This window comes from Halosubterraneus shenae (genome assembly GCF_050510935.1).
GTDB lineage: Archaea > Halobacteriota > Halobacteria > Halobacteriales > Haloferacaceae > JBDGPU01.
The window spans coordinates 567,532-587,263 of the sequence record NZ_JBNLVO010000001.1 but is presented as its reverse complement, the minus strand read 5'-3'; the positions used below and the strand labels follow the sequence as shown (position 1 = coordinate 587,263).

At 68.0% G+C, this 19,732-nt stretch carries 20 protein-coding genes and 1 pseudogene; 7 read left to right on the top strand and 14 right to left on the bottom strand.

Annotation, left to right across the window (positions count from 1 at the left end; genetic code table 11):
- Positions 1 to 17: 17 nt before the first annotated feature.
- The 6 genes from ACQE3M_RS02710 to ACQE3M_RS02685 form a co-directional block, all read right to left on the bottom strand.
- On the bottom strand, positions 18 to 641 hold the full coding sequence (locus ACQE3M_RS02710; RefSeq protein WP_430503927.1) for a DUF8135 domain-containing protein: 624 nt from the start codon (positions 639 to 641) through the stop codon (positions 18 to 20).
- A 2-nt stretch (positions 642 to 643) separates the two neighbouring features.
- Positions 644 to 1,579: a hypothetical protein gene (locus ACQE3M_RS02705; RefSeq protein WP_430503926.1), complete on the bottom strand. Its 936-nt coding sequence runs from the start codon at positions 1,577 to 1,579 to the stop codon at positions 644 to 646.
- A 73-nt stretch (positions 1,580 to 1,652) separates the two neighbouring features.
- On the bottom strand, positions 1,653 to 2,489 hold the full coding sequence (locus ACQE3M_RS02700) for an RAD55 family ATPase (RefSeq protein WP_430503925.1): 837 nt from the start codon (positions 2,487 to 2,489) through the stop codon (positions 1,653 to 1,655).
- Between the two features lie 84 nt (positions 2,490 to 2,573).
- Positions 2,574 to 3,590 (bottom strand): beta-ribofuranosylaminobenzene 5'-phosphate synthase family protein, encoded by a 1,017-nt coding sequence (locus ACQE3M_RS02695; protein WP_430503924.1) that lies wholly within the window; start codon positions 3,588 to 3,590, stop codon positions 2,574 to 2,576.
- A 108-nt stretch (positions 3,591 to 3,698) separates the two neighbouring features.
- Positions 3,699 to 4,775: an archaeosine biosynthesis radical SAM protein RaSEA gene (locus ACQE3M_RS02690; protein ID WP_430503923.1), complete on the bottom strand. Its 1,077-nt coding sequence runs from the start codon at positions 4,773 to 4,775 to the stop codon at positions 3,699 to 3,701.
- Positions 4,776 to 4,937: 162 nt separating this feature from the next.
- Entirely contained in the window at positions 4,938 to 5,339 is a 402-nt protein-coding gene (locus ACQE3M_RS02685; RefSeq protein WP_430503922.1) for a VanZ family protein, read from the bottom strand.
- Positions 5,340 to 5,702: 363 nt separating this feature from the next.
- On the opposite strand from ACQE3M_RS02685, the gene ACQE3M_RS02680 reads away from it, so the two are divergent.
- Positions 5,703 to 7,631, top strand: coding sequence for an aldehyde ferredoxin oxidoreductase family protein (locus tag ACQE3M_RS02680; RefSeq protein ID WP_430504031.1), 1,929 nt, complete (start codon positions 5,703 to 5,705; stop codon positions 7,629 to 7,631).
- A gap of 897 nt (positions 7,632 to 8,528) precedes the next feature.
- Here ACQE3M_RS02680 and ACQE3M_RS02675 read toward each other — a convergent pair.
- The 7 genes and pseudogenes from ACQE3M_RS02675 to ACQE3M_RS02645 form a co-directional block, all read right to left on the bottom strand.
- A complete protein-coding gene (locus ACQE3M_RS02675) occupies positions 8,529 to 8,870 on the bottom strand; it encodes an AzlD domain-containing protein (protein WP_430503921.1) in 342 nt (113 codons plus the stop codon).
- Positions 8,867 to 9,541, bottom strand: coding sequence for an AzlC family ABC transporter permease (locus ACQE3M_RS02670; RefSeq protein WP_430503920.1), 675 nt, complete (start codon positions 9,539 to 9,541; stop codon positions 8,867 to 8,869). The genes ACQE3M_RS02675 and ACQE3M_RS02670 overlap by 4 nt, the downstream gene beginning before the upstream one ends.
- A gap of 57 nt (positions 9,542 to 9,598) precedes the next feature.
- Entirely contained in the window at positions 9,599 to 10,030 is a 432-nt protein-coding gene (locus tag ACQE3M_RS02665; protein WP_430503919.1) for a DUF8048 family protein, read from the bottom strand.
- Between the two features lie 395 nt (positions 10,031 to 10,425).
- Positions 10,426 to 10,701, bottom strand: a pseudogene (locus tag ACQE3M_RS02660) (ubiquitin-like small modifier protein 1); the annotation flags it as partial.
- Between the two features lie 161 nt (positions 10,702 to 10,862).
- The gene (locus ACQE3M_RS02655) at positions 10,863 to 11,249 is read right to left on the bottom strand and encodes a hypothetical protein (RefSeq protein ID WP_430503918.1); all 387 of its coding nucleotides are present in this window, start codon (positions 11,247 to 11,249) and stop codon (positions 10,863 to 10,865) included.
- Positions 11,250 to 11,296: 47 nt separating this feature from the next.
- Positions 11,297 to 11,476, bottom strand: coding sequence for a hypothetical protein (locus ACQE3M_RS02650; protein ID WP_430503917.1), 180 nt, complete (start codon positions 11,474 to 11,476; stop codon positions 11,297 to 11,299).
- A gap of 146 nt (positions 11,477 to 11,622) precedes the next feature.
- Positions 11,623 to 12,621 (bottom strand): PhoU domain-containing protein, encoded by a 999-nt coding sequence (locus tag ACQE3M_RS02645; protein WP_430503916.1) that lies wholly within the window; start codon positions 12,619 to 12,621, stop codon positions 11,623 to 11,625.
- Positions 12,622 to 13,010: 389 nt separating this feature from the next.
- Between ACQE3M_RS02645 and pstB the strand changes: the two genes are divergently transcribed.
- The 6 genes from pstB (at position 13,011) to ACQE3M_RS02615 (ending at position 18,420) form a co-directional block, all read left to right on the top strand.
- On the top strand, positions 13,011 to 13,892 hold the full coding sequence (gene pstB, locus ACQE3M_RS02640; RefSeq protein WP_430503915.1) for a phosphate ABC transporter ATP-binding protein PstB: 882 nt from the start codon (positions 13,011 to 13,013) through the stop codon (positions 13,890 to 13,892).
- Between the two features lie 168 nt (positions 13,893 to 14,060).
- Entirely contained in the window at positions 14,061 to 14,735 is a 675-nt protein-coding gene (gene phoU, locus ACQE3M_RS02635) for a phosphate signaling complex protein PhoU (protein ID WP_430503914.1), read from the top strand.
- A gap of 113 nt (positions 14,736 to 14,848) precedes the next feature.
- Entirely contained in the window at positions 14,849 to 15,862 is a 1,014-nt protein-coding gene (locus tag ACQE3M_RS02630; protein ID WP_430503913.1) for an aldo/keto reductase, read from the top strand.
- A 106-nt stretch (positions 15,863 to 15,968) separates the two neighbouring features.
- The gene (locus tag ACQE3M_RS02625; RefSeq protein WP_430503912.1) at positions 15,969 to 17,021 is read left to right on the top strand and encodes a DUF1611 domain-containing protein; all 1,053 of its coding nucleotides are present in this window, start codon (positions 15,969 to 15,971) and stop codon (positions 17,019 to 17,021) included.
- Between the two features lie 76 nt (positions 17,022 to 17,097).
- Positions 17,098 to 18,141 carry a dipeptide epimerase gene (locus ACQE3M_RS02620; RefSeq protein ID WP_430503911.1) on the top strand — a complete coding sequence of 348 codons (1,044 nt, stop codon included), beginning with the start codon at positions 17,098 to 17,100 and terminating at the stop codon, positions 18,139 to 18,141.
- 129 nt (positions 18,142 to 18,270) lie between these two features.
- Positions 18,271 to 18,420 (top strand): hypothetical protein, encoded by a 150-nt coding sequence (locus ACQE3M_RS02615; RefSeq protein WP_430503910.1) that lies wholly within the window; start codon positions 18,271 to 18,273, stop codon positions 18,418 to 18,420.
- Between the two features lie 51 nt (positions 18,421 to 18,471).
- Here the strand turns inward: ACQE3M_RS02615 and ACQE3M_RS02610 are convergent, their stop codons facing one another.
- Positions 18,472 to 19,374, bottom strand: a complete 903-nt coding sequence (locus ACQE3M_RS02610) for a PspA/IM30 family protein (protein ID WP_430503909.1) — start codon at positions 19,372 to 19,374, stop codon at positions 18,472 to 18,474.
- Positions 19,375 to 19,732: the final 358 nt, after the last annotated feature.

Genomic DNA, 19,732 nt, shown 5'->3' with positions numbered 1-19,732 from the left:
TCGCCGTCGCGGACGCCTCACTCCTGGTTGAACGTCGGGCCTTCCTCGCTGATCATCGGGCAGCCGCGGACGCGGAACTCGTCGGTGGTGACCGCCTCCACGATCTCCGTCCCCTCGTGGCCGCAGGCGACGGTCGGCGGCTCCGTGAAGTACGGACACCGCTGGCAGTACTCCCGCTTGTCGACGATGTGGTCCTCGACGCCCTCCTCGGTCTCGACCGGCGTCGCCTCCCCGCCGATCTCCACCTCCGGCTCCTCGGCCCCCGAGAGGGCGGCCCAGACGTCTTCCTCGTCGAGGTCCTCGACCTCCATCTCCTCGAAGGGGTCGGCTTCGGCGTCGAGCTCCCCGGCCGGGGCGTCCAGCTCCTCGTCCGGGAACTCGCGCGGCGAGTCGCGATCGCCCGCGTCGAGCGCCGCGATGGGGTTGTCGACGTCGTCCTCCGCATCGAGTTCCTCGAACGCCTCCGTCGTGTCACCCTCCTCGCCGATTCCGTGGTCCTCGTCGACGTCGGTGCCGCGGTCGTCGCCGGCGTCGCCGCCGCGGTCGTCGTCAGCCGAGAGATCAACCGGTTCGGAGTTCTCCTCGTCGTCGTTCGCCGGGTCGTCTCCGAACGGCCGGTCCGATGAGTCGTTTCCTGCCATCGTTATTCCTCCAGGACGTCCTCCGGCTCAGTCGGGGGGTTGTGCTCCCCGCCCAGAGCCGGGCGCTCGCCGACGGTGATTCGGGCGTTTCCGAAGAAGCCGGACTTCGGCTCCACCGACTCGAAGTGACTCTCACAGTGGGGACAGCGGGGCGCCGACAGCAGGCCGAGGTGGACCGTCCGGTCGCAGTTCTCGCAGTCGGCGTCGGTAATCCCGTGTCTGTTCGCCACCGCGGTCAGCTGCTCGACGCTATCGCGCTTCGCCTGCGCGGTCTCCAGCTCGCCGACGCGCCGCTGGAGCGCGACGACCGCGCTCGCGACGCGGGTGAGCTTCCCCTCAACGTCGTCGACGCGGTCGGCCTGCGACTCGACGGTCGTCTCCAGCGACTCGGTCCGCGTCTCGAGGTCGCCCTCCAGCTCCTCGACGCGGTCACCGACGGACTGCAGGCTGGTGTCGAGCTCGTCGAGGCGGCTCGCGAGCGCCGGGTGGGAGTGATCCTCGGCGGCCTTCGACTCCGCCTTGCGAAGCACCTGCACGACGCGCTCGCGGACGTCGGACACCTTCTCGTCGAACTCCTCACGCAGCTCCGTGACCTCGTCGTCGAGCGCTTCCACCTCCCCGCGGAGGTCCGTCATCGCCTCCGCGGGCCGGTCGCCCTCGGGGACGTCCTCCGGCAGCGACGTGGTGATCTCCTCGAGGTCGGCCGCCAGCGTCGCCAGCTCGTCCTCGACGTCGGCGACGGTGCCTTCGAGGCCGTTGACGGTGCCTTCGAGGTCGTCGACGCGGGTCTGGAGCGCCGCGACGGTGTCGGCCTCGGGCGCGTCCACGTCGGCCTCCTCGGCCAGCGAGACGATAGCCCGGCGCAGCAGCTCTTCGCGGTCCCCCTCCGACGCGGCGGCCCCGTCCAGCCACGCGTCCGACTCGTCCGGTTGGGTCATCGCGTGTCCCCCACCATCTGTCACGGAGTTCTCTCGGGAAGGCTTAAGTAATCTTCCGCGCGCCGAGGTGAGATCATCGGATCTTCCGGACGTCGCTGATATCCAGTCCCCCGTCGCCGATCTCCGTTTCGAAGCGGACGATGTTCTCCTCCTCCAGCTGCGAGAGGACGCCGCGGAACTCGCGGACGACCATCGTCCGGGCGCGCTGTGAGCCGCCGGTCTCCCACGAGAAGCGGAAGGTGCCGTCGGCCCCGTCCATCATCGCGCCGAGCTCCGTGTCAGTCAGCGTGTCCTCGTTGACGTGGACCAGGATGAGTCCGCCCCACTGGTAGGCCGCCTTCTTCAGCCCCTTCAGCAGAAGTGCGATGTCGTTCCATTCCACGTCCTCGGCGACGGACGCGACCAGGTCCGTGATGGAGTCGATGACGACCAGATTGCCGGCGGCGTGTTCCGTGAGGTAGTCGCCGAGCGCCGTGAGCACGTCGTCGCGGCCCTCGTGTTGCCCGAGGTCGCCCAGCGTCGACGTCTCCCCCTGGTACCACTCCCGCGGGATCGGGCTCAACTGGAAGTACGACGCCGAGAGGTCCGCGAACTGGATGGCCTCGGTGGCGTTGTCGACGATCTCGTCGGCCATCGTCCAGCCCATCTCGCGCTCGATGGCGCCCGCTTCCTCGGTGAAAGAGATGTAGTGGATCTCCGGCGGGACCTCCGTGTCCGGTTCGAGGTCCCCGTAGTAGAGGTCGAAGAGCTCCTCGTCGACCGTCGCCAGCCCGTTCATTGCCGCGCTCGTGTAGAGGAACTCCCGCGCACCCGCCCCGGATTCTCCCGTGAGGAGGACGACGTTTCCGGGGGGAGCGCCGCCGCCCAGGATCGAATCCAGCCGGGCGACGCCGAACGGTATACTCGACATACAGTACGTCCCGGCCCCCGGGAGTTTATCCGTTACGCCGGGGCGAAGCCGGAGAGAGCACCGGTCTCCCGGGCGATTGACAGGTCACTCCTCGATTCGAGCCCCGCGATTACGCCCCCGAACGATCCGGACCTCGCCGCCGACGCCCGCCGCGTCGAGCGCGTCCTCCCCGGCCGCCCGAGCCGCCCCGGCGTGGTCGGCGTCGGTGACGCCGTAGACGGCTGGACCCCAGGAGGACTGGCCGGCGCCGAACACCGCGGGGGAGTCGGCGAGCGCGGCGACGACGTCGCCGACGGGCGGGCGGAAGACGCCGCCCTGCTCGTCCGTGTACCAATTCCCGTTGAGTCGGCCGACCTCCGCGACCGCCGCGCCGAACGCCTCCGCGCGGCCCTCGGCGACGGCCGGAAGGACGCGACGCGAGACGATGCCGGCAATGCGGTCGGCCAGCGCCGGGTCCGCACCCTCGACGACGGTCCGCATCGTCGCGTCCTCGCCCGCGCCGCTCCGGCCCGGGTCGGCGTCGGGAATCACGAGCAGAAACCGCCAGTGGTCGGGGATCGGGTGCCGTGCGGCGACCGCGGGCACCTCCCAGCTTCCCGTTTCGGGCCGGTCCGTCGTGAACCGGGCAGTGGGGTGACCCGCGTCGAGGACGAACCCGCCGCGCTCGAACGCCGCGACGCCGATTCCGGACCGCCCACCGCGACCGAGCGCCGGAGCTCGGTCCCGAACTGCCGGCGCCCGGTCGTGCGAGCGGGCGACGGCGGCCAGCGTCGCCAGCGCGAGCTGGGTCCCGCTACCGAGCCCGGCGTGTCGCGGCAGCGACTCCTCGACGGTGATTGCGGCGCCATCGACGCCGAGCAGGTCGCAGGCGCGCGTCGCGAACTCACGTACGTCGCCGACGACGGCAGCGGTGTCGGTTGCGACGCTATCGGCGTCGCTAGCGGGAGCAACGTCGACGCTGACCTCGCTCGCCGGCGCCGCCTCGACGACGACGCACGGTTCGGCCAGCGCGACGCCGAGGGCGCCGTACAGGCGCTCGTGGGAGAGGCTGAGGTTGCCGAACCCGAAGTGGAGGCGGGCGCCGGCGCTGACCCGTGTCATGGCAGTCGGTTGGGACGCGATACTAAAAGGGGACCCGGCGGTGGCGGGGCTTGCCTTTGTCCGGAAAATCGGTGCCGTCTCGCGGCGCGTCGCTGCGTTGCCGAGGAGCTATCGGACGAGCGGCATGTTGTACGCCGTCTCCGCTTCCATCACGAGCTCCCAGGTGTGCTCGCACTCGCAGGAGACCTGCTCGAAGACGGACGGGTCCTGCCGGAGGTCGAAGTCCTTGATCGCGGTCTGGACGTCCTCGTCGCACTCGCCGCAGTTGTGGGCGCCGCGGTCGGAGCCGTGGCCCACGGGGTCGGAGACGACGATGGCGTCGGCGTCGGCCGTCGCCTCGAGGATGTGCGCGACCGACCAGAGCCACGGCGGCCGGTAGCCGCCCTCAAAGAACAGCTCGTCGACCATCGTGTACCGCTGGACGTTACAGGGGTTCATCGAGACGGTGTGGCAGCCGTCGACGTCGGCACAGCGCCGAATGGAGCTGATCATGTCCTCGACCGCCTCGGGCTCCGCGAGGAACGGTGGCTTCAACAGGAGGTACGCCTTCACGCCGGCGCCGGCGTCCTCGGCCGCGGCGCAGGCGGCCTCGAAGTCCGCGAAGTCGAAGTACTTGTTGACGGCGTCGTGGCGGACGCGGTCCGTCGCGGTCTCGAGGCCGACGGCGACGTCCGTCTGGAGGCCCACGTCGGTGAAGTCGTCGACGCGCTCCTCCTCGACGAAGTCCGGCAGGGACTCGACGACGATGCGCTCGCGGTCGGCGAACGTCTCGGCGATGGCCTGCCGGCTCTCCGCGGCGACCTCGCGCTCGTCGAGGAACGAGCCGGAGGTGTAGATCTTGATCAGACCGGATTTCTCCTCGGCGTTCTCGCGCTCGTGCTCGAGGCAGGCCTCGATCTGGTCCATCAGCGCCTCGTGGGTCACGCTGCCGCCCTCGACGGATTCGGCGACGTAGCCGCACATCGTGCAGCCGCCGGCGCGGGCCCAGCGACACCCGCCGGTGTTGAGGATGATCGTCAGCGACTGGTAGACGCCGTCGGGCGTGTTGTCCTCGTCGATCCAGACGCGGGTGGGCTCGTGCGGGTCGTACGTCTCCGTTCGCTCCGCACGGATGTCACGCATCACGTCGTTGTGTGCGTCCATCCCGCGCCCCTGCTCGAAGGCGTCGGGGCTCGGCTTACTCATTACTCGATCCGTGGCGGTCGGCGCGTAAAGCCGTGTCGTCCTCGGGGCGGAGCGTTCGACCCGCTCGACCCCGGGCGCTCCGGAAATCGCCGTTCCCTCGCCACTGAGGCCGTCGGTCCGTCGTCGCTACCGTCGCCAGCGCCGCTACCGACGCCAGCGCCGCTACCGACGCCAGCGCCGCCACCGACGCCAGCCACCGAGGACCGCGACGCCGACGACGGCACCGAGCGCGTTGATGGCGGCGTCGGCGACGGCGAAGGAGCGCCAGGGGATCGGGGCCTGCACGAGCTCGACCCCGACGCCGAACAGCGTCGCGACGGCGACGGCGACAGCCGCGACGTGGCCGTCCCTCGTCAGCTCCCGCTGCTTCGAGAGCGCGAGTGCGACGGCGACCGCGAGCGCCGCGTAGCCGACGAGGTGAAACGGGTCGGTGAGGCCGACGGGACCGGGCGTCGGGGAGGGTTCGCCGGGAACGCGCACGACCGACGCGGCGAGGATCGCCACGCCGACCGCGATGGCGAGTAACCAGTCCCGGAAGCGGGTGCGATCCACGCTCGCTGTCATCGGGAGGAGTTGCACCCGCGTCGACATAGCCGGATCGGTCCCGGGGAGCCCTCGTAAAGAGACGAACCGATGGGGGGAGGATGGGCGGTTCGTGGGCGGAGAGAAGCACGGAGGTGTGGACGGTGAGAAGAGGAGGAACGGAAATGCGTCGACGGCAGGACCGGATCGTGTGCCTCTGAGCACAGCGGCCGTGGCTCGGGGATGACTGACCGCGTCCGTCCCCGTCCACACGTGGTCTGGGCGACTCAGTGGAATAATCATAACCCCATACATATTTGGCAGTTGTGGGACGAAACCTAATCTGGTTACATCTCTGTGATAAGGGCTAACAGCATGCAGTCCTTCTTAATGTACGACCATTACATGACTGACCTAGGTGGCTTCCGCGACAGGGTAGCACACGTCGATCTCGGGGACAGCGACGTGAACTACCGGAGTATCGACGAGGAGGACGCGCGCAAGTATATCGGCGCGCGCGGCCTCGGCGTAAAGTACGTGTTCGACAAGGGTCCGGACGTGGACCCGCTCGGTCCCGAGAACCGGCTCGCGTTCATGACGGGACCGCTCACGGGGACACAGACCGTCATGAGCGGCCGGATCGCGCTCGTCACGAAGTCCCCGCTGACGGGGACCGTGACGGACTCCCACCACGGCGGCTGGTCCGGCGCGCGCCTGAAGTGGGCCGGGCTCGACGGGATCCTCTTCGACGGCAAAGCCGACGAGCCGGTGTACGCCGTCGTCGAGGACGGCGACCTCGAGCTGCGTGACGCCTCGCACCTGTGGGGACAGGGCGTCCACGACACTATCGACGAGATCGAGGAGGAGATCGACGGCAAAGTCGGCCGCAACGTCTCGGTGATGGCGATCGGCCAGGGTGGCGAGAACGAGGTGAAGTACGCCTGCGTCGTCAACGAGGACGACCGCGCGTCCGGCCGCGGCGGCACGGGGTGCGTGATGGGCTCGAAGAACGTCAAGGCGGTCGTCGTCAAATCCGGCACGGAGATGCCGAAGCCGGCCGACCCCGAGACGTTCCAGGAGGGCTACCAGCAGGCGATGACAGCCATCCAGGAGTCGGACGTGACGGCGCCCAACGAGGGCGGCCTCTCCCAGTACGGGACGAACGTCCTGATGAACATCACGGAGGAGATGGACGGCCTCCCGACGAAGAACGCGAAGTACACCTCGACGCGGGCCTTCAGCGAGGAGGAGGGCGTCGACGTCGACGCCGAGCGCGTCTCCGGCGAGAACGTCCGCGAGAACATCCTCGTCGACGAACCGACCTGTCACTCCTGTCCCGTCGCGTGCAAGAAGGAGGTCGAAACGGACGTGACCCACAAGGGCCAGGAGATGAACGTGCGGACGGAGTCGTACGAGTACGAGTCCGCCTACGCGCTGGGCCCGAACTCCGGGCACACCGACCGCGACGAGATCGCGCTGATGATCCAGAAGTGCAACGACCTCGGCATCGACACGATCGAGGTCGGCAACATCATCGCGATGGCGATGGAGATGAACGAGCAGGGCAAGCTCGACGTCGACCTCGACTGGGGCGACTCCGAGACGATGATCGACCTCATCGAGGACATCGCCAACCGCGACGGCGACCTCGCGGACCTCCTCGCGGAGGGCGCCGAGCGCATCGCCGACCGGAAAGGTGCGCACGACAACAAGCTCTCGGTCAAGGGACAGACGATCGCGGCCTACGACCCGCGCTGCATGAAGGGAATGGGCATCGCGTACGCGACCTCGAACCGCGGCGCGTGCCACCTGCGCGGCTACACGCCAGCCGCCGAGATCCTCGGCATTCCGGAGAAGGTCGACCCGTACGAGTGGGAGGGGAAGGGCGAGCTGACGGCCACCTTCCAGGACCTCCACTCGGTGTCGGACTCCTTCGACATCTGCAAGTTCAACGCCTTCGCGGAGGGGATCGAGGAGTACGTCCTCCAGTACAACGGCATTACCGGCCGCGACGTGACCGAGGACGAGCTGTACGAGGCCGGCGAGCGCATCTACAACCTCGAGCGGTACTACAACAACCTCGTCGGCTTCGACGGCGCCGACGACACCCTCCCGAACCGCTTCCTCGAGGGCCACGAGGACGCCATCCCGGGCCAGGGCGGCTCCGAGGGCGAGCTCTGTGAGCTCGAGGAGATGAAGGCGGAGTACTACGAGCACCGCGGCTGGGTCGACGGCGTCGTCCCGGACGAGAAGCTCGACGATCTCGACATCGAAGTCGGCCCCGGTACCGGCGTCTCCACCGGCGGCGAAGGCGCAGCTCCGGCTGACGACTGATCGCGCTTCCTTCGCGCGATCGGTGTCGTCGGCTTCGATCATCCGTTTCTTTTTAAATAATCGATCGATGAGCTACGTTTCCGGGAATGCTGAGTAGATTCGCTGGTCACGCTTTTTGAGAGGATTCATTCGATCTCGTCGCCGGCGACGACATTCGGTACGGCTCGAAAGCTCCAGCCGTTGCGCAGTTGTGCTTATAAATAAGGTGAGTTGTCGTCGCCAGCGACACCACTCGGTACACGTAGAATGATCCAGCCGCTGAGCACTCTCACTTATAAACCGGATTGGCTATCGTCGCTGGCGACACCACTCAGCGTGCTTCGAAAGTCTCAGCTGCTGAGGCGGTTCCTTTCTGCGCGGTTAGGTTGGTTCTCGTCGCTTGCTGTACCACTCAGCATGCCCAGAAAGCCCCAGCCGCTGAGCGGCCGCGCTGCTCGCTGCGCTCCTCACCCGGCTCGCTCACTGCGTTCGCTCGCCGGGACTGCGGTGCTTACTTCGCAGAGCGTCCCGCTCAGCGGCTGCCCCTTTCAGTCCCGCCCCGGAGTGGTGGCCGGGGCGTCGCACGTGGCGACCACCGGGTCAGCGTCGTGCGCCGGAGAGTCGGCATGCGGTGCAGTTGCGGTTGCGGTGCGGTCGCTGTCGCGGTTGCTGTTGCGGTGCGGTCCTGGCGGACTGAAAGGGCGACGGCCGGTCGCGCCGCAGGGAGTCGCTCCGCGAGCGGCCGAGGGCTTTCTGGGTGTTTGCGGTGCTGTCGAGAGCAAGACCGCATCACCTGTTCAAGGTCCCGCGTGGCAAGCTTTCGAGGCCAACCGAAAATGCCGGAATAAGCACTAATCGGTGTGAATCAACGACGTAGGTTTATATACGAAATCGCACGAAGTCGGCCCACCAAGAAACTCAAAACACCAGAAATCGCAGGATCCACAGCACGCCCATCCCGACGCCGATCGTCGCGAAGACGTTCTCGGTGCGCCAAGCCACGGCGCCCGCCACGATCCCCGCGATCAATCGCTCGTCGAGCACCGTCGCACCGATCGACGGCCGAATCGTCACCAGCGAGGGGACGACGAGCGCGGCCAGCACGGCGGGCGGCACGAATCGCAGCGCCAGCTCCAGCTTCGGCGGGACGTCGTCGATCCGGCCGAAGAGGAAGATGAAGGAGAGCCGGATGGCGAACGTCGCGACGCCGATCGCGACGATCGCGGTCCAGATCGCGACCGGGCCGTACTCCGTCGTCATAGTCCCGCCTCCCAGAGGGTCCCCGCGAGAATGCCGGCGACGGCGCCCGCGAGCAGGCCGAGGTTGAGCGGGAGGCTGGCCGCGAGCAGCGCGACGCCGCCGCCGACGATCGCGGCGACCGTCTGCGGCCGGCCCTTCATCGCCGGCACGAGGATGGCGACGAAGACGAGCGGCACGGCGAAGGAGAGGCCCCACGAGTCGGGGATCCCCGCCCCGAGGCCGATGCCCGCGACGGTGCCGATGACCCAGACGACCCAGAGGCTCGCGGCGATGCCAAAGTAGTACCGCCAGGGCTCCCGGTCCGTCTCCGCGTTGCGATACTCCGCGATGGAGAGCGCGTATGCCTGGTCGGTCAGCAGGTAGGCGAGCACCGCTCGCGTTCGCTGTCGGTACTTCGCGAAGTACGGCGCGATCGACGCCGAGTACATCAGCATCCGGAGGTTGATCACGACGGCGGTGCCGACGATCACGACCAGCGGGGCGTTCTCGCCGATCAGCTCCAGGGCGGCCAGCTGCGAGGCGCCCGCGAAGACGACGACGGACGTGCCGAGGGCCTGTACCGGCGTCAGGCCGGCGTCGATCGCCGCGATGCCGGCGACGAGCGCGAACGGGACGATGCCGAGATGTAGTGGGAGCGCGTCACGGATCCCGTCCCGCAGATCCTCGTCCATGGACGTTCTCGGACCAGCGCGTTCAAAGACGTACCGAAAGCGGGCAACGGGGTCCCCCTACGCCTCCGCGACGCCGACGACGACGGCGGTCCGGATCTCCAGCGCCGTCTCGACCTCCTCGCGCCGGTTCTCGCTCGACCCGAACCGTTCCACCTGCGCTTCGTGCGCCCGGCGCACTGCGTCGGCCTCCCGCTCCGCGAGGCCGAGTTCGTCGCCGACGTCGTCCCAGTGACCGTCCTCGACGAGAAACGCCTCGCGCTCGTCGGCCGCGTGGATCCGCTCGTAGGACCGTCGGTACTCGTCGATCCGGTCACGGAGGTGGGCCTGAACGCGATAGAGCAGCTCCGGCAGCCGGGAGAGCGGGACGCTCGCGACGGCGCCCGCCTTCACCAGCGCCGTGCCGTCGATGGGGAGCTGGGTCTCCTCGACCGAGACGGCGTCCGCTGGCTCGTCCGCTCCGGACCCGGACGGCTCGCTGTCGTCGGTCATCACCCGCCGGCGCGCATCGCCTTGAACGAGAAGCGCTCGATCAGCTCCGCGAGCACCTCGGGGTCGCCGGTGAACGTCACCGACACCTCGGTCAGCGAGAGCGACCCGCCGACGCCGACGGACTCGGCCGAGAGCTCCGCCGTCCAGCCGTCGCCCTCGACCGTCGTCGCCTCGGCCGGGTCGTCGGTGCCGACGAGGGTCCCGTCGAGGTTCTGCAGGTAGTGAGCGGCCAGCCGCCGGGAGATCCCACGGTACGAGCGCGTGACCGGCGGCGACACGTCCTCCGGCGAGAGTTCCGCGCCCGGCGCGCTGGTTCCGGAATCGGCCGCCTCGTCGTCGTCAGCTTCGGACTCGTCGCCGCGCTCGGACTCGTCGCCGGATTCGACTTCCCCACCGCCGCCCGCGACGGGCGGGAAGATCGCCACCGTGTCGCCCGCCGCCAGTTCCGTCTCCACGCCGTCCATGTGTAACACCTCCCGGCCGTTCTTGAGAACGTTAATCTGGGGCGCCAGCTCCCCGTCCTGCAGGAGGTTGCCCGCGAGCCCGTCGTACTTCGACTCCAGTTCGTCCAGGAGATCGAAGATCGTGGCGTCGTCGGCCACCTCGTACTCGAGCGTCTTCTGACCGACGGCCTCGCGGAAAGTAGCGAAGAACCGCAGTTCCAGCTGCATACTCTCCCCTTGGGCGGGAGCATCTTAAAGACAAGCCGGCTGGACGACGGTGACGCCGAACACGCCCGTCGCTAGCGTCAACGAGCAACGTCGCCGACGTCGACGAGAAAACCTCGCCGGCGACGATTCCGCCCGGACGGACGACGGACGCCAGACCGAGCCTAGTTGCCGCCGAACCGGATCCCGTCCTCGACGACGCGGTAGTTGCGTTCGCGGTCGAGCTCGTCGGCGAGCCACTCGTGTTCGTACAGCTGCGCGATGAGTTCCGCGTACAGGTTGCGCCAGGCGATGGCGTAGATGGGCGATTGCCCCCACGCGCGGAGCTCCGGGACGAACTCGTCGTAACGCTCCATCCGCGTTTCCAGGTGCTCGATGACGTCGAGGATCCCCGACGCAGCCTCGCTCGCGTCGTCGGCAGCCTCGATCCGCTCGTTGACGCGGGATTCGAGTCCAGTCACTGCCTGTCGGATGTCCTTCTCCGCCGCGTCGTCGTCCTCGGGAAGCGACTCGACGACGCCACGCGGCACTGCCAGAGTGATCTCCTCCATACTACTCGGTTGCAACGCCGACAAAAAAGCCTCCCGCCGCCGGAACCCTAGAACAGGACGCCGTACGACATCAGCGCGATGAACACCACGCCGAGTCCGGCGACCGCCTTGTCCCGGGTGTCCATGACGCCCTCGTAGTTGTTCGACAGTCCGATAACCCCAGCGACGCCGACGATCGCGAACAGCACCGTGGCGACCGTCAGGACCAGTTCGAGCAGCGTGACCATACGAAGACATCCGCGCGATAGCGCTTAAAAGTCCGGGTCCACGACTCACCTCGGCGGAGACCCGCCAGCGAGCGATGGCGGGCGAAGGCGACGCCGACGGCGACGGGCGACGCCGACGGCGACGAGCGACGAAGGATCGATAGCGACTACGGCGTCGGCGCGGCCTTCTGCAGCGCCGTCTCGGCGATGTTGCCGCCGTAGTCGGCGCTCCGCAGGACCGAGTCGACGACGAGCCCGAGCAGCTGGGCCCGCGTCGGGTCGAGTTCGCGGAGCAGCTCGTCGATCCGGCGCACGCGGTCGTCGATCTCGGACACCTGCTCACGAGCGTTATTGGCCGACTCCTTTGCGAGGTCCCGATCCTCCTCGAAGAGGGCGTCCGTCGCGGCGTCGATCACGTCGACGGCGTCCTCGTGCAGCTCGTCGATCGCGTCGGTGACGTCCTCGGGGAGCGGCTCCTCGATGTTGAGCGTGAGGTGCGCGATCTTCGTCGCGTGGTCCCCGATGCGCTCGAGCTGGCGGGCGCTGGAGTGGTAGTCGAAGCAGACCTCCCGCGAGAGCCCGAGTTCGTCGGCCGCGGTCGGCGTCCGGAGCGTCGACCGGAAGATGCGGGAGACGACCATCCAGAGCCGGTCGAGGTCGTCGTCGCGCTGGATCACGTCGCGGGCGAGCTCGTCATCCTCGGTCCGAAGCGCGGTCAGCGCGTCGTCGAGCATCGACTCCGAGATGAGCCGCATGCGCGTGACGGCGTTGTGGATCGACAGCTCCGAGGAGTCGAGCAGGTCGCGGACGACCACCCGGTCCCGCGTCTCCTCCAGCACCTCCAGGCCGACGAGGCTCTGGGTCGCCTCGCGGATCGTCCGGCGCTGGTCGTTCGTGACGCGACCGCTCTCGAGCGCGATGACGTCGAACCCGCTGACGTACATCGTCATCACCGCGCGCGTGAGCTCCTGGCCTTCCAGGTCGCCGATGTCGAGCGTCCCCTCCGTCCGCTCCTCCTCCGACACCGGGGTGAGGAACAGCGAGTCTCCCTCCGGATGGAACGCGACCTCCGTGCCCGCGTTGACGTCGTTCTCGGTCGCCCAGGACTTCGGGATCGACACCGTGTACGTCGAGCCGCCCGTCACCTGGACCTTCCGTGTCTCCATACGTCCGGGTACGGGCCGCTCGATTGATAAACCTGTTCGAGTATATATCTCCAGTCCGAAAGCAGTAGCCGCCCTGGCACCCGAGAACGGGCCTTATACCCGGGTTGGGTGGCTGTTGAGCGAGTGACGCTGGATCAATTCCCGGGAAAATATAGAACTATATAGTCATTATAGAAGCGTATTTAGGGAGGCGTCGCACAGGATCAACCGGATGAACGGCGCCGCCTCCTTTCCACGCTCGACCGTGTCCCCGACGGCCCGGACACCGTCGGCGCTCGGGGCGACCGTCCGCGACCCCGAGCGCGACGATCTCTCCCGTACGGCCGCACGGCGCCGAACCGACGACGCCGATCTCCCGACCACTCTCAGCCGTGGCCTTCCTTTCGACCATGAGTGATAGCTACACCGTAGACGCCGACGAACAGACAGCGGAAACCGAGACGACGGCGCCGACGGGCGACACGACGTCGCCGGAGACGGAAGCGTCGGTCGACCCGTCGATCCAGGGGATCCCGGAAAGCGAGACGGTGATCCGCGCGGACGACCTGACGGTCCACTACGGCGACCTCCAGGCGCTCCAGCCGGTCAACTTCAGCATCCCCGAGCAGGAGGTGACCGCGATCATCGGTCCGTCCGGCTGCGGGAAGTCGACGTTCCTGCGATGTATCAACCGGATGAACGACATGGTCAACGCCGCGGAGGTCGGCGGCGATCTCTACTTCCGCGGGAAGAACGTCTACGACGACGACGTCGACCCCGTCGCCCTGCGGCGGCGGATCGGGATGGTGTTCCAGAAGCCGAACCCGTTCCCGAAGTCGATCTACGACAACGTCGCCTACGGGCTGAAGATCCAGGGCTTCGAGGGCGACATGGACGCGCGCGTCGAGGAAGCGCTCCGGAACGCGGCGCTGTGGGACGAGGTGAAAGACCAGCTCGACTCCTCGGGGCTGGACCTCTCCGGCGGCCAGCAACAGCGGCTCTGCATCGCGCGGGCCATCGCGGCGGACCCGGAAGTCGTCCTGATGGACGAGCCGGCCTCCGCGCTCGACCCCGTCGCGACCTCGAAGGTCGAGGACCTCATTTCCGACCTCTCCGAGGACTACACCGTCGTCATCGTCACCCACAACATGCAGCAGGCGGCCCGCATCTCCGACAAGACGGCCGTCTTCCTCACCGGCGGCCAGCTCGTCGAGTTCGGCAACACGGACAAGATCTTCGAGAACCCGGACAACCAGCGCGTCGAGGATTACATCACGGGCAAGTTCGGATAGCTGGCCCCCGCCGTCCCCGGCAGGCACCGGATGGCGATGCGAGCGATCGCCCGCCGGGACCGAGCATCACCACGGCCGACGGCGTTCACTTTTAAGTGGGCGCGCGAGGTCGACTACAGTAACGCGGACACAGGCGGACGACGCCGGGTGAAACTCGCGGCACGACCCATGTCACGGAAAGAATACCAGACCAAGCTGGATGAACTGCGCGAGAACGTCCTCTACATGAGCGAAGTCGTCGCGGAGCGCCTTCGGGAGTCGCTCTCGGCGCTCGAACAGCAGGACGAGGAGCTCGGACAGCAAGTGATCGAGGGCGACGCCGAGATCAACGAGATGTACCTCGACCTCGAACAGGACTGCACGGACCTCATCGCACTCCAGCAGCCCGTGGCGGGCGATCTCCGGTTCATCGCCGCCTCGTTCAAGATCATCACCGACCTCGAGCGCATCGCCGACCTCGCGACCAACCTCGCGGGCTACGCGCAGATGGCCGAGCGTGAGATGTTCCCCGACGTCGACGTCCAGCGCATCGGCGACGCGACGCTGGAGATGCTCGACGACGCGATGCGCGCGTACGGCCAGGAGGACCCCGAGCTCTGCTACGACGTGGCCAACCAGGACGAGGCCGTCGACGAGCTCTGTGAGGACGCCAGCGAGCTCGTCGTCCGCGACCTCATCCAGCGCGAGGAGCTGGACGAGGGCACGGACGTCGAGTCCACGATGCGGGAGGTGCAGCGGCTTCTCCTCACGATCCGCGACCTCGAGCGCGTCGGCGACCACGCGGTCAACATCGCCGCCCGCTCGCTGTACATGATCGAGAACGACGACGAACTGCTGTACTGAGCGCGTCGCCGTTCGGTGCCGGCCGGTTTTATAAGACCGCTGTCACAGTCGTTCACCGTTGCCAGCTTCCGGTTTCTGTAGGCTTTTCACGGATCTGGCACAACGAACGCGCGATGACACCGGCACTCGAGGAGATCGACCTGGACTTCGCCGACCTCGGCCGAACCGGCCTGCAGACGAGCGAACTGCAGCTCGGGACCTGGCGGTTCGGCAAGGAGAACGAGGCGGGCGAACTGGAGATCGGCGAGGAGCGCGCGACGGAGCTGCTCGACGCCTACGAGGCGGCCGGCGGGCGCTACATCGACACCGCCGACGTCTACGGCGGCGGCGACAGCGAGCGCTGGATCGGCGACTGGCTCGCCGACCGCGACCGCGAGCGCTACACGATCGCCTCGAAGATCTACTGGCAGACCCGCGAAGGCGACCCGAACAGCCGGGGAACCAACCGGAAGAGCCTCCGGCATCGCATCGACGCGCTCCTCGACCGGCTCGACACCGACTACGTCGACGTTCTCTACATCCACCGCTGGGACGACGAGACGCCCGCCCGCGAGATGATGAAGACGCTGAACGGGCTCGTCGAGTCCGGCAAGGTCCACTACCTCGGCGCCTCCACGCTTCGCCCGAACGCGTGGAAGGTCGCGCGCGCGAACGAGATCGCCCGCAACGAGGGCTGGGAACCGTTCACCCTGCTCCAGCCGCGGTACAACCTCGCCGACCGCGAGATCGAGGGCGATTACCTCGAGTTCGCCCGCGAGCAGGGCCTCGCCGTCTGCCCCTGGAGCCCGCTCGGGCAGGGGTTCCTGACCGGCAAGTACGACCGCGAGGAAGACCTGCCCGAGGACTCCCGGGTCGCGGCGTCGAGCCGCTTCCAGGAGTCGTACCTCACCGAGGAGAACTTCGCGCTGCACGACGAGCTGGACGCGGTCGCCGACGAGGTCGACGCCTCGCCCGCGCAGGTCGCGCTCGCGTGGCTCCAGCATCGCGAGGGCGTCTCCGCGCCCATCGTCGGCGCGCGAACGGTCGACCAGCTGCGCGAGAACCTCGCATCGGCGACGATCGACCTCTCCGACGAGCAGGTCGACCGGCTCACCGCGGCGAAGGCGGGCCCGTACGACGACCTGTAGCGGAGGTCGCTGCGGACGCCGGTCGCCGGGAGCGAACCCGCGACAACTCCCGGCAGCGTGTACCGTCCCCATCCGATTTATACCCACCCAGGGCGTCCCCGGCGATATGGACCACGATCGGATCGTCATTCTGGCACACGAGAAGTTCCCGGACCGGGCGAAGACGGCGCTCGGCGTCATGCGCTACGGCAACCAGGAGGTCGCGGCGGTCATCGACCGCGACAAGGCCGGCACGCGCGTCCACGACCATACGACGACCGTCGCCGACGCGCCCATCGTCGACTCCTACGCCGCGGCCGCCGAGACCGTCGACGGCGACGTCGACGCGCTCCTCATCGGCATCGCACCCATCGGCGGCGGCTTCGACGAGTCCTGGCGCCCTGACGTCCGGAACGCTCTCGAGGGCGGCAACGACGTCGTCTCCGGACTGCACTACTTCCTCGCGGACGACGAGGAGTTCGCGACGCTCGCGGCCGAACACGGCGCCGACCTCTTCGACGTCCGGAACCCCCACGAGGGGCTCACGGTCGCCGAGGGGCGCTCGGCGGAGGTCGACGCCGACGTCGTCCTCACCGTCGGCACCGACTGCTCGGTCGGGAAGATGACGACGACGATGGAGATCGTCGAGGCGGCCCGCGACCGCGGCATCGACGCCGCCGTCATCCCGACCGGCCAGACCGGGATCATGGTCGAGGGGTGGGGCAACCCCGTCGACCGCGTCGTCTCCGACTTCACCGCGGGTGCCGTCGAGGAGATGATCCTCGAGAAGGGCGACGAGCACGACCTGCTCGTCGTCGAGGGGCAGGGGAGCATCGTCCACCCGGCCTACTCCGCGGTCACCTGCGGTATCCTCCACGGCGCGATGGCCGACGCGCTCGTCCTCTGTCACGAGGCCGGCCGCGAGCGCATCCACGGCTACGAGTCGTTCCCGCTCCAGGACGTCGACGAGTACGTCGACCTCTACGAGAACCTCGCGTCGACCGTCCACCCCAGCGAGGTCGTCGCCGGCGCGCTCAACACGAAGGACGCCGCGGACGACGCCGACGCGGCGGCCGCGCTCGACCGCTTCGAGGCCGAGCTGGGCGCGGAGGCGACCGACCCGATCCGGTTCGGCGCCGACCCCATCGTCGACGCCATCGAGGCGGAGGTGCTGGACTGATGGTCACCACCACCACCACGACGCCGGCCGCGACGCCGGCCGCGACGCCGAAGGACCGCGAGGGAGGTCGCCGTCAATGAGCCTCGAAACGTCCGTCGAGCGCGTCACGCTCGAACTCGACGAACCGTTCGGCATCTCGCGAGGCACCACCACCGAGGCGGAGAACCTGATCGTCCGCGTCACCGACGAGGGCGGGATGACCGGCATCGGCGGCGCGGCGCCGTCGGCCCACTACGGCGAGACGGCCGACACCGTCGCCGCCGTGCTCCCGGAGCTCCTCGAGGTCGTCGAGGAGGTGGGAGACCCCCACGCGCTCCACGAGATCGAGGCCGAGATGAAGGAAGTCGTCCGCGACAATCCCGCCGCGCGCACAGCGGTCTCCATCGCGGTCCACGACCTCGCGGCGAAGCGCCTCGGCGTCCCGCTCCACCGCATGTGGGGGCTCGACCCGAGCGACGCGCCGAAGACGTCCTTCACCATCGGGCTCGACACGACCGAGCGCGTCCGTGAGAAGACGGCCGACGCCGTCGACGCCGGCTACTCGGTGCTGAAGATCAAGCTCGGCACGGATCGCGACCGGGAGCTGATCGAGGCCGTCCGCGACGCGGCCCCGGACGCCCGCCTGCGCGTCGACGCGAACGAGGCCTGGACGCCGCGGGAGACCGTCCGCAACAGCGAGTGGCTCGCCGAGTACGACGTGGAGTTCATCGAGCAGCCGGTCCCGGCCGAAAATCCCGAAGGGCTCAAGTTCGCCTACGAGCGCGCCGAACTCCCGATCGCCGCCGACGAGTCCTGCGTGACGCTCGAGGACATCCCCGAGATCGCCGACCGCGCGGACGTCGCGAACCTGAAGCTAATGAAGACCGGCGGACTGCTCGAAGCCCGGCGCATGATCAGCGCGGCGCGCGCCCACGGGCTGGAGGTCATGCTCGGCTGCATGATCGAGTCCAACGCCTCCATCGCCGCGGGCGCCCAGCTCGCGCCCCTGCTCGACTACGCCGACCTCGACGGCTCGCTGCTGCTGGCGTCGGACCCGTACTCCGGCGTCGACCTCACGGGCGGCCCGATCCGCGTCGGCGAGCAGGAACGCGGCGGCATCGGGGTCGAGAAGGATGCGTAGCGGGCAGCCGACCATGCTCGGTCCCTGGCCATCCTCCGCGTTCGGCCTGGCCACCTCCCTTATTGGCGAGCCAGCCGACCCCTAACCGTGGTTCCTCAGCAGCTCCTCGGTCGAGCGACGTTGGTGCTCATGCAGAACGAGTCGGCGTCGGGGATCGAGCGACTGCTGGAGTTCTCGACGCTGTCGGTGCTCATCGCGGTGCTCGCGCTGCTGATCATGGTCGCCATCGGGTTCGCCGTGTTCCTGTTCGGCTTCGTCCGGCTCGTCGCCCGGCGCTGAGCGGCGAGAAGGCGATCCCGTCGTTCTGCGGCCGGCCCTCGGCGTCGCTGCTTACTTCGAGTCGCTCTGCTCGTCGGCGTCGACGGACGCGTCCGTCTCGACTTCCTCCTCGACGGCCGCCTCGTCGACGTCGGCCTCGAGATCCGCCAGTTCGGACTCGATCTCCGCCTCCGTGGACTCCCCGCTCGTCTCGGTCGACTCGGCTGCCTCGGCCGACTCGGCTGCCTCGGCCGACTCGGCTGAGCCGGCCGACTCGCCGGTGCCGGCCTCCGACTTCAGCGTCTCCAGTTCGGATTCGACCTCGCGGTCGGTGGAGAGCTCGTCGAGCTCGCGGTCGATGGAGTCCTTGTCGGAGAGCGCGTCGTCGAACGCCCCCGTCTCCTCGAGCTCGTCCATCGCCTCCGCGCGCGCCTCCATCTCGTCCGTCCGGTCCTCGGCTCGCTCGATCGCGCGGCCGACGTCCTCCATCTCGTCGCCGACGCCAGTCACGGCCTCGGAGACGCGCGAGGAGGCCTCCGCGGCCTCGTAGCGCGCCTTCATCGTCTCCTTTTTCGTCCGGAACTCCTCGATGCGGCTCTGGAGGTCGTTCTTCTTCTCGACGAGGTCCTGCTGCGTGCTCTCGAGGTCGGCGATCTGGCCTTCGAGGTCCTCGATCTGCTGCATCTTGGACTTCTTCTTCTCGAGGGCCTTCCGCGCGAGGTCGTCGCGGTCCTGCTCGACGGCTTCGCGGGCCTGCTGGTTGTGCTTCTCGACGTTCTCCTCGAGCTGGCGCTTCTGGATCTCCAGCCGCTTCTTCTGGGTCGTCAGGTCCGCGATGCCCTGCTTGACCTCCTGCAGCTCGTCCCGCATCTGCTCGTACGAGTAGTCGAGCGTCTCGGTCGGGTCCTCCGTCCGGTTGAGGATGGAGTTGACCTTCGACCGGATGACGTAGGAGGCGCGTGAGAGGATTCCCATACCCGTTCTTGCGGCTCCAGTAGTTAAAAGCTCATGCGCGGAAGGTGACTGCACGGGCTGAGATGGGCGGTTTTCGAAAGCCGCTCTCTGATCGGTTATTGTTGCTACCGGCGGTATCCGAGGCTTCAAGTGAACGAGAGTTTGGACGCCGCAGCCCGGCAGCCCGCTACTGCAGGCAGCCTGGACCGTCGTTCGCGGCTGAGAGGTTCAGATATCCTGCTTCGCGAGAAATCGGAGATTTCTCGGAGCCCGAAAATTTCCGATTTTCGAGGACAGCGACCGCGAGCGGGCGAGGACTTTCTGGCTGTTACAGTCCTGTACACCAGGGGTTCCTCTGTTGAATATAATTTATAAGCGA

What these genes read in the sequence shown, in the direction of transcription:
- ACQE3M_RS02710 (WP_430503927.1), bottom strand. Translation starts at nt 641, where the DNA reads ATGGCAGGAAACGACTCATCGGACCGGCCGTTCGGAGACGACCCGGCG.
- ACQE3M_RS02705 (WP_430503926.1), bottom strand. Translation starts at nt 1,579, where the DNA reads ATGACCCAACCGGACGAGTCGGACGCGTGGCTGGACGGGGCCGCCGCG.
- ACQE3M_RS02700 (WP_430503925.1), bottom strand. Translation starts at nt 2,489, where the DNA reads ATGTCGAGTATACCGTTCGGCGTCGCCCGGCTGGATTCGATCCTGGGC.
- ACQE3M_RS02695 (WP_430503924.1), bottom strand. Translation starts at nt 3,590, where the DNA reads ATGACACGGGTCAGCGCCGGCGCCCGCCTCCACTTCGGGTTCGGCAAC.
- ACQE3M_RS02690 (WP_430503923.1), bottom strand. Translation starts at nt 4,775, where the DNA reads ATGAGTAAGCCGAGCCCCGACGCCTTCGAGCAGGGGCGCGGGATGGAC.
- ACQE3M_RS02685 (WP_430503922.1), bottom strand. Translation starts at nt 5,339, where the DNA reads ATGACAGCGAGCGTGGATCGCACCCGCTTCCGGGACTGGTTACTCGCC.
- ACQE3M_RS02680 (WP_430504031.1), top strand. Translation starts at nt 5,703, where the DNA reads ATGACTGACCTAGGTGGCTTCCGCGACAGGGTAGCACACGTCGATCTC.
- ACQE3M_RS02675 (WP_430503921.1), bottom strand. Translation starts at nt 8,870, where the DNA reads ATGACGACGGAGTACGGCCCGGTCGCGATCTGGACCGCGATCGTCGCG.
- ACQE3M_RS02670 (WP_430503920.1), bottom strand. Translation starts at nt 9,541, where the DNA reads ATGGACGAGGATCTGCGGGACGGGATCCGTGACGCGCTCCCACTACAT.
- ACQE3M_RS02665 (WP_430503919.1), bottom strand. Translation starts at nt 10,030, where the DNA reads ATGACCGACGACAGCGAGCCGTCCGGGTCCGGAGCGGACGAGCCAGCG.
- ACQE3M_RS02655 (WP_430503918.1), bottom strand. Translation starts at nt 11,249, where the DNA reads ATGGAGGAGATCACTCTGGCAGTGCCGCGTGGCGTCGTCGAGTCGCTT.
- ACQE3M_RS02650 (WP_430503917.1), bottom strand. Translation starts at nt 11,476, where the DNA reads ATGGTCACGCTGCTCGAACTGGTCCTGACGGTCGCCACGGTGCTGTTC.
- ACQE3M_RS02645 (WP_430503916.1), bottom strand. Translation starts at nt 12,621, where the DNA reads ATGGAGACACGGAAGGTCCAGGTGACGGGCGGCTCGACGTACACGGTG.
- pstB (WP_430503915.1), top strand. Translation starts at nt 13,011, where the DNA reads ATGAGTGATAGCTACACCGTAGACGCCGACGAACAGACAGCGGAAACC.
- phoU (WP_430503914.1), top strand. Translation starts at nt 14,061, where the DNA reads ATGTCACGGAAAGAATACCAGACCAAGCTGGATGAACTGCGCGAGAAC.
- ACQE3M_RS02630 (WP_430503913.1), top strand. Translation starts at nt 14,849, where the DNA reads ATGACACCGGCACTCGAGGAGATCGACCTGGACTTCGCCGACCTCGGC.
- ACQE3M_RS02625 (WP_430503912.1), top strand. Translation starts at nt 15,969, where the DNA reads ATGGACCACGATCGGATCGTCATTCTGGCACACGAGAAGTTCCCGGAC.
- ACQE3M_RS02620 (WP_430503911.1), top strand. Translation starts at nt 17,098, where the DNA reads ATGAGCCTCGAAACGTCCGTCGAGCGCGTCACGCTCGAACTCGACGAA.
- ACQE3M_RS02615 (WP_430503910.1), top strand. Translation starts at nt 18,271, where the DNA reads ATGCAGAACGAGTCGGCGTCGGGGATCGAGCGACTGCTGGAGTTCTCG.
- ACQE3M_RS02610 (WP_430503909.1), bottom strand. Translation starts at nt 19,374, where the DNA reads ATGGGAATCCTCTCACGCGCCTCCTACGTCATCCGGTCGAAGGTCAAC.